Genomic DNA, 16,857 nt, shown 5'->3' on the forward strand with positions numbered 1-16,857 from the left:
ATGTTTTATTGTTTCAACAGGTCGAAGCTCTAGATACATCAGATAGACTCCCCAAATCATTCGATAAGATAGGGGAGTCGATAGCACCTTATCATGGCAACATAACTGCAAATTTTAGGCTGTTGTTGCTTCTTTCCAATTTAAAATAGCATCGTCGTCAACGCGATTAAGGGGGAAGTATAAGGCTTCATTTTCTTTGAACGGTTTATTACTTTCTGCGTTGTAAGCCATGATAATCGACCAGCGTGGTTCAGATGATTGGTTCTGATTGGATTTGTGCAACAAATTACAGTGGAAAAACAGTGTATCACCAGGCTCCAGTTCAACATCGACTAGCTCTAAATGTTTCATGGCTTCTTCAACAAATTGTAATTTAGCGCCTTTTTGATCTCCGGTTTTATTGTGGTTGATTCGACCAATATGATGAGAACCTTTTAGTACCTGCAAACAACCATTTTCAATGGTAGCTTGATTGACGGCAATCATACAACTGACTAATTTGGGATACAGCATAATGTTATCGTTGTGCCAATAGCCGAAGTCTTGATGCCATTCCCATGCGCCACCCACAAAGGGTTCTTTCATCATGATTTTGGTACTGGTGTGATAAACCGGCTCACCCAAAATGGCATCTACCGAGTCGGATAAACGACGGCCTCGAGAGAACATACTATACAGATCATCACCCAACTCTTGCCATAAGCAGACCTTACTGACAGTGCCTTTTGCATCTTTCTTGTCCCAAGCACGCTCGTATAGTGAATCGTCATTAAAGGCTTTATCTTGTAAGCGCTTTATTTCTTGTTGGCTGTAAAACCCACGAGCAATGACGTAACCATCGCGATGGAAATCGTTAATTTGTTCAGCGGACAATATCTTATTTGTCATAGGATCACCTGTTTTGAGAATAAAAATTTAAATAGCTTTAAAATTTATATAGAAATACAATATTCCAATACAAATAATGATAGCTGCTTAATGTTGATTGTCAACAATATGTTGCAAGTGTTGCCAATTTTTTGATGATACCGTTAAGATACATTTGTCCCGTTTACTAACTGAGAACCAATAAGTGACGTTAACTAGTAAAAACCCAACCAATAAAAGTGAAACCGCTACCGAGCAAGTCAGTAAAAACAAGTACGCCGTTCCCGCTTTAGATAAGGCGTTGGATGTATTGGAATATTTAGTTGAACAGGAATTGCCAAAGTCACAAACTGAAATTGCGTCGGCATTAGGACGTGGTGCCAATGAGATTTATCGAGTACTCATTAATTTAGAATCCCGAGGTTATCTGGTGCGTGATGCGGTTTCAGGGCTCTATCGCGCTTCGTTAAAAATTTATAATTTATCGAGGCGAATTTCTCCCATCGACCAATTACGTCAGTGTGCGTTACCTCATATGGAAGACTTAGCCGTGAGTATCGATCATTCCTGCCACTTAACCATGTTGTATCAGAGTCAAACCATGGTGATAGTGCAAGCTCGTAGCCAAGTGCCGATGTCGGTTAATATTACTGAGGGCGCGTTGTTTCCTACCTTATCCACTACTTCTGGCAAAGTATTATTAGCCAACAGTAATTCTGAAGTGCGGGATATGATTTTACAGCGTAGTGAAGACTATGCCTTGCTGACTACCAAAGCAAAATCTGCATTAACTAAAGAACTCGATAATATTCGCGAGCAGAAAATACTTATCGCCGATAACCCAGTTATTGAGGGAGTGACTGATCACGCGGTGCTCGTTGGCTCAGCGGAAGGAAAAATTATTGCGTGTTTAGTGGTATCGAAATTAGGTATGAAAATGGTACAGGACGGCGATGAGATGGATATTATCCAAGATATGCACCAAACGGCAGAGAATATTAGCCAACAATTGGGTTGTTAATATGAGGGTTTATCCCTAGGACATTAAAATGTTTGCGAGGCTCAAAGGTGATGAGCCCCGATTCTTTAGGTTGTTGATTTAGATCGTGTGTCTAGGAAAAGCATGTACAATCGGCCAACCTGCAAACTGCTCATCACGGCCAGGTTTGGCGTTCCAATGCCAACATTCTAACTCAAAATGTTGTTGTTGATGGTTCACGCGAACTAATCCATAACCTTCAGTTTTTAGTTTGTTATCGGCCAAAAACATCCCCCAAGTTTGATTACCAGCAGCAAAGTCTGCGTAACTAATTGTCGGATTAGCCACAGCCATAACGCGCATTTTATTACCAAAAGTATCAATATAGTCGCCGGTATTCGGACTGTTAGGGAGACTATTAGCTAAGCTTCCGTCACTTTCAAACCAACGTTGCCAAAAGGCGGCCGCAGCAGGGCCCGCAAAAAATAACGCGCCATCATCAAAACTGTTAATACCTTGGTGGGCAACAAGGCCCAAATGTTGATCGCCCGCTAACATCAGAGCTTTAGCATCGGCCACCAATTGCACAGCACGGTTTCTGCCATCGGCAGGATAACCATTAGAATCGAAATCTAACAGGGGGGTATTGATGCCTTTGGTTTGTGGCGAGCCCCAAATTGAGGCGGTTAAACAAATTTTGGGGAGGTTGGGCGCAGTATTTTTCCATTCGGATAAAAACTGCTCCTGGCGTTTCCCTAATAATTCCCCAGTGGTTTTTAACAAATCCACCTTGTAGTTAGGCGGAGATTTAAATTTTCTATCTTCTACTAACGCAAAATTGACTCCGCCATATATAAATGAACCGTAAGTGACCGGAATGTTATGGGCAATAGGGGTGGGGTCGTAAGCATCAGGATTGTGGCCATGTTGGATGTTGTAAATCATACGAATTAAGCTTTTATCCCAAACATATCCACCGTTTTCTTCTTTAGCTGTGTCGGGATCTTTGCCGCTATTTCCCCACAAATTGCCTTGTAACACGTCGTGATCATCAGCCAGTACAATAGACGGACGATTTCGAATAGAGTCTCTAAACGTCCAATACCAAAGATACCACCGATAAAGAGTATCTAATTTGGCATCTTTAGTGTTGTTACCGTAACGGGTGGGATAGGTTTCGTAATATTGGTCCCCCGCAAATACATATAAATCCGGTTGGTGGGAATCACAATTATTAACCAAGTTATTATGAGGAAACAACACATTGTCTGTGGTGTAGCGACCAAGCAAGCGTTCTTTTGGGTGAAGTTTAGTATAAAAGTCTCGGTCTAAACTTTTGGCTGTGGGGATGATACACGAGTACAGGGCAATTTTTAGTTCCTGAGCACTGCCATGATCTTTGACTATTTCGCCAGTGAATAAATCTTTTTCATCATTAGTAAAACGAATACGATACTGCGCCGCTCGGCCATGATCCCAATTACTGATGCGGAATAACGCTACGTAGCCGTCCTCAATAGTCGCAATAGGACCAGTGTGCCAATTTGACTCGCCCTTATAGCGGTATTCAAGTTGCGCTTGTTGATGAAGGTTTAAATCAATCGGCATAAACTGGCTAGTGAGTTTCAATACATTCTGATTCAGGCTATACATACAACCCATGACTTCGCCCAAACCGCGATTGTCATGCTGCTGGATTTTATCCCCACCGGTTTGAATATCCGTAAACCACCAACGGGCCCCAGCTTGTTTAACATCGGGAGAGGACAACAAAGAAATGCCGCCTTGTAGAATATAGGCATCGACATCAGTACAGCTTGCTTGTCCTAGTAATTGTTGTGTCTTGGCGTCAAACGCATCGAGTTGTAGGGTAAAATCGCCATTGTGTTGCGGTAGTAAACGGCATTCTAGGGTGATAGTTCGAGCGGCAACTTCACCAATAGATCCTGTGGTTTGATTGGCCAATGGCGTAAATCCAAGGGGGGTAGATTGGTCTGAAAAATCATTAAAGCTCAAGGTTCCGTCACTGTGTAGACGGGCCATTACACCACCGTGCATACCCGCAAAACGTTGTACCAAAGCCGCACCACGGTAATCAAGTTGATTACCTGCACCTAGTAAAAAACCACAAAATCCCGATTGATCAGGTGTTATATTGCCTACCGTCATACGTAACTTCGCAGCTGTCGAACTGTTGGATAAGGCCCGGGTTAATAGGGATACAGTGCGTACTTCAAAACTTTTCTCACCCCGTAAACACTGCAAACGTCCTTGATGTAAACGCCAATCTTGCAGACGATTTCCCCAAAACCCATGTCCCAACCAATGGCTAGTTTGATTTTGAGGTAGCACAGCTATATTACTCAAAGTGACATTAGCAGATTGTTTATTTAGGCTTTCACAAGAGGATAGGGTAGAGCTTGCCGCAATTGCAGCACTGGCTTTTAAAAAATCGCGTCTTTGCATGATTAGCGCTCCAGTGTTATGAATTAATTTTTTCTAGTTTGATGGGATAACTTTGGTTTGCACGCCATTGGCCTACGTAAATATTGCCTTTGTCATCAATACATAATCCGTGTACATGTTTAAATACTTGCCAGTTGCTGCACATGGGTTGAAGTTTTTCATGTATATATTCAGCAGGGTGAGCCCCTAAGTTGCTAACAACTTTGTTGGCGCTGTCGAAAATACTGATAAAGCCAGAGTCATCGACATTTTTGCCTTTAATATCAGACCAACAAACCGCTGCATAAAAATGGTTGCCGTAAAACACTGGCCCATGGATCCAAGCGCCTGGGGTATCGATGCACCCTAAATATTCACCTCGTAGCGAAAATTGTTTCAGGCACTGATCCGCTCGGGAACTGACAACTAAAATTGGATTATCTACTTGGCGGTTATCAATAGCGATGCCATGAGTATTATTTAGGTTATAACGGCTATCGGTATTGTTGTGTCCGCCCCAGCAGCGAATAAATCGCCCTTGAGAATCATATTGCAATACAAAGTCAGAGCCATAACCATCGGTGATATAGATATCGCCATTGGCCGCTATTGTTATATCGGTAGGACGAAACGGCATGTCGGGCCTGTAAGCAGCCACGGTTTGTGGATGACCAATGGTAAAAATCAGCCGACCATCAATTGTAAGTTTGGCCACAAAGCCTGCTTGTGGGACGACTTTATTGAAAGGAGAGTCCCACGCATCGGTCGATTTGCCATCCCAGTGACGATTAATAACCCAACCACAGTCGACCACATAGATAAAATCTTCACCGTTCTCGTTGACGACTTCAATCGCATGTGCTCCGGGATATTCCGTCCCCCAAGCATCGAGTAAATTACCTTGTTTGTCATACACAATAAAGTTATTCACCGGATGATCTGTCACCATGATGATCCGTCCTTGGGAGTCGATGGCGAAATCATGGCAATTCTCCACCGGCGTTGTTTCAGCATCCAGCTTGCCCCAATGGCTATTAATACGATACTGGAAGTCACCATTGCCAATGATGTCACCATGGACAGGAATAGCCGTATCTTGGGGGGCGTGTCGATTTTGCATTATTGGCCTATCTTTTTGCTAAAACGTTTGGGGTAAATATTGCGGTTAAACGCCTTGGCCGCATCGACCATTGGTTGATAGGGGATATCGGTAACGGATACAAAACCCACATTGTAGTTTTCACCGTCAAAAGCTCGACCTGTAATTGGTGAGTCAACATACTGAAACCAGTGTGCCCCTACCATATTCGGATGACGGGCAACGCTTTGCATATAGTCAGTGTACATTCTGGCGCGATCATGTTGATCCGCTGCTTGTACCAATCCTGGGTGAAATACACCGCTATCTGAGGTCGCACCAATATGGAATTCGCCAATAATGCTAGGTAAATCGATGTCTTTCAAAAATTCCCATGCCAAGGGCTGGACTCCTTCTTGATAGATGTTAAAACTCAATACATCAGAATATTTTACCGCGGCGCTAACGGTTTCTTTAGGCATGCCCCAACTGGCCATTCTTACCCCCATATATAAATGCTCAGGTAAGGTTTTCGCCAATGTATCGTGAACAACCCGAAAGTACTCATTAGATAATAATTCCAAAAGCTGCGAAAAATCACTCTCGGCTTGCGCTGTGTAAGTGTTCAGCTTGACGCTGCCATTGAGTTGTTGCCATGCGCTAAACTTGGTCTGCCAGGCAGTATTGAGAGTTTCTATTTGTTTGTATTGTTGTTTTAGTTGCTTAATAAAAGCGTGTTTGGCTGGGCTTTTGTCTAGCGTTTTGGCTAACACATTGAGTACCGCGCCATAACGCTGCTCAATGCTACCTTCCCGTAAACCCCAACTTTTCTCATTATCGATAAAAATGCCGGCACACCAAGGAGAGCCTTGTATTTCATCGGCAATCACATCGATAGTTATTTGGGTTCTGCGTACAAATTCTGGATCAAAGGGGTCGGGCAATGGTGCCCAAATATCCATACCAGAACTGATGGTGGCAAAATCACCGATGATCCAGCCATTAGCAAAATACGGCACTTGTTGATTAGGGTAGAACGCGGGGTCAACCCAATTACCCATAGAGGTAAATCCCCAATTTCGCATGCGTTTAAGGGTAACCTCCTGCCATTTTTTCAAATAGGACTGAGGTTGTGTTTCGCCATAGCGGCGTTCTACGTTGGCGCGATAGAAACTGTAGGTTTCACCGGATGTCATTGGCCCCATATGAACCTTGCGGCGGTAGCTGTAATGGTCTGCTAGCGGGTGATCATACTCGGGTAACCATGTAAACATATCATGGCGAATTGAAGATGACACATAACGACTACTACGAATGTTATCTGACAAAGTCACAATACCGATTGAATCTTCGGGGGTGGTTTCATTAGGATCAACATAACGTGCTTCAGGGTTTTTAAAGTCGACGCCAGTTAAAGTGAAAAGGTTCGCCATGCGCACATTGGCGACTCCATGAGAGAAGAACAAATAGCCTTCTGGGTCAACCATCCACCATTGGCCTTCAACTTTAGTCGTGCGGAAATAACCCGTTGCTTCAAGGCGAGGGCCATTTTTCCAGCCACCAAAACGGGAGCGGTCGGCCATTAAATCGCCATCGCCTAGATCTGCGAGTTCTTGTTTCGCCACCGCTTGCAGTTCACTAATAGAGTTTACTTTAATGGGATAATCGAGTTGCGCATTTTGGCCAAATTCATCGACTAAATTAGCTAGGTAACTTTTGTTGTATTCTGGGTTTTTACGTAATCGAATATTATCTACGATAACGGATTTGGGGTTTAAGTTTCCTCGGGTAAATAAGCTGATTTTGGTAATCTTGTTAAACGTCATTTCTTTATGTCCATAGCGCCAGATGAACATGTCTTCATTGGTTTGCCAGGGTTTAGGACTTTCTCTTAGCCCAGGGTAGGTCTCGCTGAAACTGCCATCTAACACCGCGAAGTAGGTCGCCGACTCCCCAGCGGCAACATTGATTGAGCGATTTGAAGTCGACCATGGTTGAGTCGCCGTTTGGCCGTTGTTATTGGTGATACCCAAATAAAGCTGGACAGATTCTGTACCCGTATTGTGTACGTCTATGGCGAGGTGATATTCCTTAAAGTCTTGCCAGTTTAACGGCTGTTTAAATTCAATATCAACAGCAGATTTAGCAGATTGCGGCGAGTAAAGCACTTGCAACTCTTTGTTACTCGCATCGTCCCCCACAATACGGGATTGTGCATTCATAGTGGTAAGGGTGTAATTGTCGATGTTGCTATCAAAATCAGCAATATTGGCAATGACTGTTATTGCTGTATTTTCTTTTATTGCGTCGCTTGTTAACGCATCTGTTGTTTTTGCGTTGTTGTCTAAATTTGAGTGACTACATCCTTGAAGCGAAGCTAACACAGTTGTTAACAAGGCTGCTTTTGTATAACGGAATAGAGTGTTCATGATTTAATAACCTCGGATTAATTGTGTATCGCTATTTAGCACTTGTAGGCTTACAGAGGAGATAAATCCGCCGGTGTCGCTAAAGGTGACCTTGACTGAGTTGTTCTCTTGTAACAGGCTTAATGGCACGGGGATCTCAATTATGCCAAAGTAGTTGGCACGCCCTTTACCCTCAAAATATTGGTCGTAACCGCGATAGTCTTGCGGTACCGATACCGCTACATCATTGAAGGTAACTGTGGGAAGCAAACTTAAGTCGTGGTCACGGCCAAGCCCTAGACGCAGTAGGGCCTCGCCTTCATCAGCTGTTACCACGTTTTCAATAGAAAATGTGTGGCTGATGTCGGCATGAATTGGCTCTTTGTAATGGGTGGCGTAGTATTTTTGTTCAAAAGCGGTATGCGGCATGGCAATGTTATTTTGCATGCTTACCTCAAAAATCATGGTGGCTTCAGCGCCGATCTCAATGTTATCTGGAATAGTGGTTAGGGTTTGTTGATCTAATACTGATTGGTCATTGAGTGGGTATAGATGTTTCAGCGTTATACCCGTGACCTCATCCATGTCTATGCCGTGTACCGCCAATGAAAAAGTGGTGGCTCGCATTTCTAAACTGTTGACTATTATGTAAGCTTTTTTGCCTTCAACGTAGGCATCAACTTGCAAGTCTAAGTCGTTGGCTTTTGATTCTGCGCGGACGCCATTGACGTCAGACCATAGCTGATAAAACTTCACTAAATCGGTGTATACCCATAAATCGCCAGTTTCACCTTCTGCTTCTTTTTGCTGGCGCATCAAGCGATGTGTGTAGGGTACGGTCTCTGACGTTCGTCCCCATTCGGCCTTGACTGTTATGAAAGGAATAGTCATTGCAATTAAATGTGGACGTTCTAGAAAGTTCATTAGCTGGGCACTAAGAGAATTAACAATCAACCAGTCGCGCTCAGGAGACCAAGGTGATTGCAGCATGCTGTGCACTTGCGCGCCGTATTCCGATACGATAAGCGGTTTTGGCGCTCCAAATTTGAGGTTGGTATAGTGTTCAAGCATGTCAAACGTGGCTTCGATATTACTGCCTTTACGTAATTGCACTGTATTGTTAAAACGTGGCATGTCGTATAAATGCAAAGAAATAAAGTCCATGTCGGCACCGGCGATATCGATAAACCGCTTATCGCGCTCTTCCCATTCTTTAAAATTATGAGCATCAAAATCGGGGAAGGCCGCGGTGTAGCCTCCAACTTTTATATTGCTATTCGGTGTGGTGTTATTAATATTGATATTGCGAATACGATCGGCGACTGTTTTATGGAATTCAAACACTTGACGCAGTTCCACCGGGTTGTCGGCCACGTCGTACAAATCGTAGAGTGGTTCATTCATCACTTCAACAAAAGCAGGTGGCGGTGCACCTATTGCGTTGTTACTAGCATTATTGAAAAACTCTGACACATAACGCCCTATGTAATCCCCTGTGGCGCTACCAAAAGGTTCATCGAGTGAGTCATTCTGCGTGAAGGCCCAGCTTTGAGCACTATATTGGCCTGTTAGTTTACCATCTGGCCAGTAAGGATGTTGTTGACCGCTAACGATAAGATTGTGATTACGGTATTGTAAACTTCGTTGTGTGACTGACCGTTGGTCAGTCTGGTTAGTGTAATTCCAACGAACATCGAAACCACGTTGTGAGGTGGCCTCTGGATCTACAAACCCAAAATTGTTTGGATCTTGGGGAAGATTACTTAAATTCCAGCCTATACCCCCCGCATCGCGACCAAAATAGACATCAAAGCCTTCTGTAAATTCGGTGATTAGGTCATCTAATTTATTTTTACCTACTGTGTACCAGTCGTTTTCGGTGTGGTTAGCGTGGATAGTTATAAACTTTTCGCGAGCGAAATGATCAATGCCGCCAACACTGTGTTTGATATGCAAATTAACATCTATCAGATTACTTAGAATCGGGCTCGATAAGGTCGTCACGTCAAAGGTAGCGCTAACAGTGCCTATGGTTAAAGTTGCAGTGTGGGTGGTGTTGTACTCGTTGGCACTAGTTATTCTTACAGTGATTTTATCATTATTGCCTACCGTGGTTGTTGTGGAACTGAATTCCCCCTCATTTATTTTAAATTGACCGTTGTTGATACTTATTGTTGAAGCCGCATTGATGCCACTGATAGTGATTGTTTCTGAGTGGAGTAGGGTATTCAAGCTTACGTTTTGCACACTAGAGAACGTAAATGCATTGGGAAGTGTGTCGTTATCAGTCTGAGAATTGAGACTGGTTGAGTCAGGAGACGTAGCGGCGCCATTAGAGCCTCCGCAAGCAGTAACACACAAACTAAGCAACAAAACCCATAGGCAAGTTGTGTTAGGTATTGGCATAAAAATCTCATTCACTTGTCATATTGAAACTGAATTGTAACAATCATTGAAATTATGTAAACAGTAAATTGTTAACAATAATTGGGTGTTTACAATCTTCGACTATTTTGGACCTAGTCAAAGGGCAATGTGTTGAAGTTTTATTTGCTTAAAAAGAGGGAAAGGTGCCTAGAATATGTCAATTGTAAGGGACATATTCTAGGCACCCAGCACGGTTTTACTGAGGGTGTGAGTTCATTTACTGGATATTGTTGAATCGAGCTTGGTAAATTTTGCTGTTGACTGTTTTCGCTGACTCTACCATATGGGGATAAGGTGTATCAGTGACATTAACAAATCCCACATTGTAGTTTTCACCATCATAGGCTCGACCAGTAATAGGAGAGTCCATATACTGAAACCAATGAGCGCCGACAAAATACGGGTTATCAATCACTGACTGCATATAATCTTCGAACATCTTTGCACGGTCTTTCTGATTGGCTGCGTGGATCAACCCTGGATGATATAGACCCGAGTCAGACGCGCCCACATGGAATTCCCCAATTATGCTAGGTTTGTCGATGTCTTTTAAAAATGCCCATTTATCTTTACGTAGTCCTTCCTTATAGGCGTTGTAACTGACTACATCGGCATATTTAGCCGCCGCTTTGACCACTTCAATTGGCATTCCCCAGTCGGGAAATCTTGAGCCCAAATACATGTGATTAGGTAAATGTTTCTCTACTGCGTCGTGTACTGTTTTAAAATATTTGGCTGCGTAAGCACCTAATAGCACACCGTAATCTTGAAGTTGTTGCTCCGTGTTGATGTCAGAGTTGACCTCAGCATCAAACGAATCCCAATCTGCGATATCCTTATCCCAAGCTGTGTTTAATGCTGATATATCAGTATACTGTTTTTTCATTAGTCGAGTAAATTCGGCTTTTGTCGGAACATCAGCACCGTTACGTCTAAGTGTATGCAGTACAATTCCATAGTGAGAAGTGACGGAATCTGGACGACCAAAACTTTTTTCATTATCAATGAAAACACCCACACACCAAGGATTATCTTGTACTTCAGAGGCAACAGTGCTGGCAGTTAAATTGGCTCTTTGCTCAAATTCAGGGTCGAATACGTCAGGCATAGGTGCCCAAAAGTCATTGCCACTTGAAACCGTTTTGTAATCGCCGGTGATCCAACCGTTTGCAAAGTAGGGGATTTGGTCATTTTGATAGAATGACGGGTCAGTCCAATTGCCAAGGGATGTAAAGCCCCAGTTAAGCATGCGTTTTACCGTGACCTCATTCCATTGCTCCATGTAGTTATCACCGTATTTTCTTTCTAAATTAGCCGAATAAAAGCTAAAAGTTTCCCCCTTTTTTAGTGCTCCAGAATGCACACTGCGACGGTAACCAAAATGTTTACCAAGAGGCTCTTCGTAAGTAGGCAACCAAGTAAACATGTTTTTACGTTTTTGTGATGCAACATAACGAGTAGCCACTGCCTCATTATTCACTCTATTTAATCCCTGTGAATCTTCAGGGGTCGTATCGTCTTTAGCTTTTTCTTGAATTTGTTTTTTGTCAAAGTCATAACCGGTAATAGTGGTTGAATTTGAAAGGCGAATAATATCTAAGCCAGTGGCGAAATATAAATAACCCTGTGGGTCAACCAACCACCATTTTCCGTCGACTTTTTGTGTTCTAAAGTATCCAGTGGCGGCAAGTTTAGGACCTTGTTTCCAACCATTATATTGACTGCGCTCTTGTAACTTAGGAGCAGAAAAAGAAGCGAGTTCTTCAGCTGTAACTTGGGCTAATTCTTTGTCGGAGTGGATTTTAGTCGGAAAATCCACTTTTGCATTCTGTCCATATTGATCAACTATGCCGGAAAGAAACTCCGGATCTTTGGGAGGATTTTTGCGTAAGCGTACATTGCTTAGGGTAATGGATTTGTTATGTAATGCGTCTTGTACACTAAGGGAAATTTTCGTAATTCCAGACAAATTTAATAATTTGGATCCCCACATAGAGATAAATTGCTTGTCGTCGCTCTTCCAAGTGGCCGGGTTAGAGCGCAGTCCAGAAGCAAAGTTTAGTTCAATGCTTTCGTCACCATCGGGTTGCATTAAATCATGCCCTGACATTTTACCGTAGTAAGTTTGTTTACCGCCAACAGGAATACTAATAGTGCGGGTGTAGTTTTTGCCATCGATATCAGTTACATCAAGTTTAAGTTGCGTAGAATGTTGTCCGTGATTGGCAATATCAAAAGCAATGTTAAAGTCTTGCAGATGGTCCCAGTCATAAGGCTGCTTTGGAACAATTGATACAGATGAATAAGCATGCTGTTGTGACTCGAAATTGATTTCCAAGCCTTTGTCAGTGACCTTAGCTTTGGCATTCATTAATCTAACGTTCTCTGGAATGCTGTCTTCTTGGAAGTGAACCAATTGCACAATGTTGTTGATATCGTGTTTTTGAATCGAGGCACTGGTGGTGTCTTGCTGACAACCCAACAGGCAACTAAGCATGCCCAATAAGTAAAATTGTGAGCGCTTTAACATTATTAACACCTTATAAAAATTTAGAATGAGAACCTAGATTCAACTGTATCATCAAACCTGAGTATTTCCAATATTGTTAATTAAAGATTGTTAACAATATCTGGAAATAATTTTACGATCCGTAATTATAAAAAAGCCAATTTTGATGAGGTTTGTTTACATTTTTTTTACGAGCTGCATTCTATTGTACAGCTTTGATTTAGGGTTTTCTCTTTATATACTGCATGCTTGCAACGGATTAAGGGTGGCGGTGTTGATACTCGGTTTATGGTTTTTATTATTCACAATATTTATACATGATATGAATAGTTAACTGAAGATTGTTAACAAAAATGTGTTGACAAGTCGTTCTGGGGAGGTCTAAAGTGTCGATATATTACACACAATGACGTGGTTGCTGGTTCAGCTATGTCTTTACTGTAAATGACACTAGAAACACAAAAAAAACTTGGGACACACAAAATGATAAAGGCAAAGCAGAGATTTAAGCTTAGCACGATATGCGCTGCGGTTTTAGCCGCAACAAGCGTTGGTGCTTATGCTCAGCAAGAAGATAATGTCGAGACACAAGCGCAAGACGATACAGAGATTATTGAAATTAAGGGCCTTAAAGGCAGTCTTTTAAAGTCTTTAAATGATAAACGCTTTTCACAAAATGTGATGGATTCGATTAATGCCGAAGACATCGGCAAATCGACCGACCAAAATATTGCCGATGCTCTAGGACGTGTTACCGGCGTTACTGTTGTCAGTAGCGACGGAGAAGGAACTCAGATTACCGTGCGTGGTGCTGATGCTAACCAAAATAATATTACTTTAAATGGTCAAACGCTGACGTCTACAGATTTTTCACAAGCTGTTGATTTGAGCTCTTTTTCTGCTGATATTTTATCAAAGCTTGAAGTGGTAAAAACCCCAAGTGCTGATCATGATGAAGGGTCTTTAGGAGCGTCAGTTAATCTGGTTACTATAAGGCCACTAAACCAGGCTGAAGCCGTTCGTTCGTTTACCGCGCAAGGTCGCTATAATGACTTTGCAGACAAAACCAATCATAAAATACAGTTTTCAGCTACAGAGAAGTTTCTAGATGAGACTTTAGGTGTGGCATTGACTGTATATGACGAATCAAACGCCTATCGTAAGGACCAATATAACGCCGGTAACTTTGTTGAATCACAAGAGTATGCACAGGCCGTTGATCAAAATGGCGACGTGATATCCGGTGTTAAAGTTATCGAGCCTAACATCGCCAGTTACGAGCTTCATCAAAATGAAAGTAATCGTCAAGGTGTGTCTTTGGGGATTCAATATTTGCCAAGCGACGTTAGCGAGTTAATGTTCGACATGACCTATAGCAAACAAGATTTGGTCAGAACATATGATGCTATTCAAACCAAAAGCTTTTCGAACAACCCTAACTGGATTGAAGGTGAGGTGCCCTCAAGTTTTGTAAGACCACCTAACCCTTTTAATGATCCAGTTGACTGGTTCCAAGTCGATACTTCTACTTACGATATGACCAAACGTGTTAACCGTTACGGTAACGGCAATATGGTTCGTTCAGATGGAGGCACCGAAAACGAAAACTTCAGTGCAACGTTAAATTTCAAAACCGAATTCACTGATACTTTGCGTATGGAAGCGCAAGTTGGTCACTCTTTTAGTAATTCAGAAAGTATGCCTAATGCGTACACTGTAATGGAAAATTACCAGCAAGTACCAGGTTTTGCACTTTACGATGCCGGTGCTGCTATTCAGCCCGTGGGGGTTGACTGTACGGGCGGTTCTGACACTTGCAGAATGGTTTACGGTGACTCTTTCGTGGATTTAGGCGAAAACTTATACGCTTACACCGATGAAAATGGCCAACGAGTTGCGGGCAATATAGATAATGTTGTTTCAACTGGTTTTAACCCTCAAGACGTTTCGTCTTTTTTCTTAGGCTATATCGGCGAGTCAGAGCGAATCGTTGAAGATACCATCACCAATGCACAAGTTGATTTTGATTGGGATATTGACGAGTTTGGTATTACCTCTATTGAATTTGGTGCCAAAGTGTCTTTTCGTAATAAAGACGTTGATGACCAAGCGTATAGCTTCCAATCGTTGCAAGCAACTGAAATCATAACAGACCCTGTTACTGGCCAAACGGTTGTTGAATTGGGTGGTTCGTTAGCGGATATTCGTGGTGATTTAATAGCAGGCGATCCGATTGAATATGATGATTTTATGGCGTCACTCGGTTATGGCCGAGAAGGTGCAACCCAAAACTGGACACCGATTGACGTAAAGTTAGCAAAAGAAATGGTGTTGGGTGACGGAGATGTTATTAGAAATGTAGATAACACTGCCTCTCGCGAAACCAATATTGATACCAACGCTTTTTACCTGAAAGCGAATTTTGAGTTGTTGGATGGTAAGTTAACCGGTGATATCGGTGTTCGTTATGTTGAAACTGAAGTCGAGGCACTTGGTTATTCAGGTATTAGTTACTTCGAACAAGCTGGTTCTGACTTAGAGCGTGAGATTGATAGGCATACCCTTTCGGAGTTAGCGGACAGGTCGTTACCAGAATGCCCTACGTTAAATTTAGGGGCTGACGGAATTGTGCAAGATTACGAACAAAAATATCAGCGTGTTGATGGATTAGGGTGGGATACTAGCGCGGGACCCGATCCTTCTACTTGGGTCAGAACACCTGATGTAGGTCCTTGTCACGATACCTTATTTGCGGACTATGCCGATGCGTTAACGCTTTTCCGCACGGGGCAGGGGGATGCGCCAACTCTATCGGACTACAATTTATTGTGGCAGTCAATGTGGCGTTATGCAGATGTAGGTACTAGCCGTACCTATGGTTGGGATAACTTACCTGAATGGAACGGACAAACCTCTGGCGTCAATACTAATTATTCTTGGGGCACTTCAACGAATAACGAAATTGCCGCAATACCTGCCTATAAAACTCATGAGTATAGCAATGTACTACCGAGCTTAAATTTAAACTACGCCTTTTCGGATGAATTTGTCGGTAGATTTGCCGTATCAAAAACCATGACGCGTCCTGAAATTGATTTACTTCGCCCGGGTTATAAAGTGACTGAAGGCAGTTACTGGGGGAGTGGCAATTTAAATGTTGGCCGTGTTGATATGTATAACACTCAGTTAGAGCCGTTAGAATCGAACAACTTAGATTTATCTTTAGAGTGGTACTTTAACGATTCCAGTATGTTGAGCGTGGCATACTTTAGAAAAGATATGTCTAACTTTACTGATCGTGAAACAACATTATCTTTTGTTAATAGTGTAAGGGACGCAGCCGATGCGCCTGAAAGTGGCAATGATTTGATTTTGACGAGTGATGGTGACCTTTCAGCTTGTCATCCAATTAGAGCGACAACTGAGTTTGGCTACCAACCTGGGGATCCCACTACATACAGCGGTGATCCAGCGGATAATTGTGCCAACATGACCGTAACTAAAACGGTTAATTCCAAAGATGCAGAAATTCAAGGCCTAGAACTGGGTTATGTGCAAACTTACGACTTCTTACCTGAAGCGTTTGGGTTACCTCAATGGACCGCTGGTTTAGGTGTCTCAGCTAACTATACCTACCAAGAAAGTGAGTATGAGTCAGAGTATTCATCCATAGATCCTAATTTATTGCTACCGTCATATCCTGTAGCAGATACACCAAAACATAGTTACAACTTTACCGGTTTCTGGGAGCAAGACGGTCATCAGATACGTTTGAGTTTTAGAGGGACCACCGACTCCTTAGTAGGCAAAGACTGGGCTAATGGACAATATGGTCGTAATTGGAACCAAGGGTCAATTTGGAATGAAGGGCGCAATACCTTAGATATATCTGCTTCATATCAAATCAGTCCGCAGATTAGCTTAACTTTCCAAGCGATTAATTTAACCGATGAAGCATACCGTACCTACTTTACTAGTCGTACGTTAAACGTTGTACGAGTAGATGCTGACAATGCTGCGGGCTATGACTTTGTTGCTTTAGAAGAAGGCAACCCACTGGACGGAGATGCCCCTACGCATCGTACTTACACTAAGTATAAAGTCGGTACGACTTATCGTTTAGGCCTAAGGGTGAACTTCTAAG

General features: G+C 42.6%; 8 protein-coding genes. 2 read left to right on the forward strand and 6 right to left on the reverse strand.

Annotated elements, in window-relative coordinates; genetic code table 11:
• Positions 1-114 precede the first annotated feature (114 nt).
• Positions 115-888 (reverse strand): phytanoyl-CoA dioxygenase family protein, encoded by a 774-nt coding sequence (locus KO534_RS18770; RefSeq protein ID WP_215932063.1) that lies wholly within the window; start codon positions 886-888, stop codon positions 115-117.
• 280 nt (positions 889-1,168) lie between these two features.
• Between KO534_RS18770 and KO534_RS18775 the strand changes: the two genes are divergently transcribed.
• Positions 1,169-1,888, forward strand: coding sequence for an IclR family transcriptional regulator domain-containing protein (locus KO534_RS18775; protein ID WP_252732273.1), 720 nt, complete (start codon positions 1,169-1,171; stop codon positions 1,886-1,888).
• Between the two features lie 78 nt (positions 1,889-1,966).
• Here KO534_RS18775 and KO534_RS18780 read toward each other — a convergent pair whose 3' ends face one another.
• The 5 genes from KO534_RS18780 to KO534_RS18800 all read right to left on the reverse strand — a co-directional run bounded on the left by KO534_RS18780 (position 1,967) and on the right by KO534_RS18800 (position 12,734).
• Complete coding sequence (locus KO534_RS18780) at positions 1,967-4,312, reverse strand: alkaline phosphatase D family protein (protein WP_215932067.1); 2,346 nt, start codon at positions 4,310-4,312, stop codon at positions 1,967-1,969.
• Between the two features lie 16 nt (positions 4,313-4,328).
• Positions 4,329-5,411 (reverse strand): 6-bladed beta-propeller, encoded by a 1,083-nt coding sequence (locus KO534_RS18785; RefSeq protein WP_215932069.1) that lies wholly within the window; start codon positions 5,409-5,411, stop codon positions 4,329-4,331.
• A complete protein-coding gene (locus KO534_RS18790; RefSeq protein WP_215932071.1) occupies positions 5,411-7,798 on the reverse strand; it encodes a beta-galactosidase in 2,388 nt (795 codons plus the stop codon). The genes KO534_RS18785 and KO534_RS18790 overlap by 1 nt, the downstream gene beginning before the upstream one ends.
• Before the next feature lie 3 nt (positions 7,799-7,801).
• Positions 7,802-10,183, reverse strand: a complete 2,382-nt coding sequence (locus KO534_RS18795) for a hypothetical protein (protein ID WP_215932073.1) — start codon at positions 10,181-10,183, stop codon at positions 7,802-7,804.
• A 238-nt stretch (positions 10,184-10,421) separates the two neighbouring features.
• Positions 10,422-12,734 (reverse strand): beta-galactosidase, encoded by a 2,313-nt coding sequence (locus KO534_RS18800; RefSeq protein WP_215932075.1) that lies wholly within the window; start codon positions 12,732-12,734, stop codon positions 10,422-10,424.
• 462 nt (positions 12,735-13,196) lie between these two features.
• On the opposite strand from KO534_RS18800, the gene KO534_RS18805 reads away from it, so the two are divergent.
• Positions 13,197-16,856, forward strand: a complete 3,660-nt coding sequence (locus KO534_RS18805) for a TonB-dependent receptor (protein ID WP_215932077.1) — start codon at positions 13,197-13,199, stop codon at positions 16,854-16,856.
• The last annotated feature ends 1 nt before the right edge of the window (position 16,857 follow it).

This window comes from Paraglaciecola arctica, assembly GCF_018861065.1.
GTDB classification, from domain to species: Bacteria; Pseudomonadota; Gammaproteobacteria; order Enterobacterales; family Alteromonadaceae; genus Paraglaciecola; species Paraglaciecola arctica_B.

Bases quoted from the DNA above. Each gene is read 5' to 3' on its own strand.
- KO534_RS18770 (WP_215932063.1), bottom strand. From the start codon at position 888: ATGACAAATAAGATATTGTCCGCTGAACAAATTAACGATTTCCATCGC.
- KO534_RS18780 (WP_215932067.1), bottom strand. From the start codon at position 4,312: ATGCAAAGACGCGATTTTTTAAAAGCCAGTGCTGCAATTGCGGCAAGC.
- KO534_RS18785 (WP_215932069.1), bottom strand. From the start codon at position 5,411: ATGCAAAATCGACACGCCCCCCAAGATACGGCTATTCCTGTCCATGGT.
- KO534_RS18790 (WP_215932071.1), bottom strand. From the start codon at position 7,798: ATGAACACTCTATTCCGTTATACAAAAGCAGCCTTGTTAACAACTGTG.
- KO534_RS18795 (WP_215932073.1), bottom strand. From the start codon at position 10,183: ATGCCAATACCTAACACAACTTGCCTATGGGTTTTGTTGCTTAGTTTG.
- KO534_RS18800 (WP_215932075.1), bottom strand. From the start codon at position 12,734: ATGTTAAAGCGCTCACAATTTTACTTATTGGGCATGCTTAGTTGCCTG.
- KO534_RS18805 (WP_215932077.1), top strand. From the start codon at position 13,197: ATGATAAAGGCAAAGCAGAGATTTAAGCTTAGCACGATATGCGCTGCG.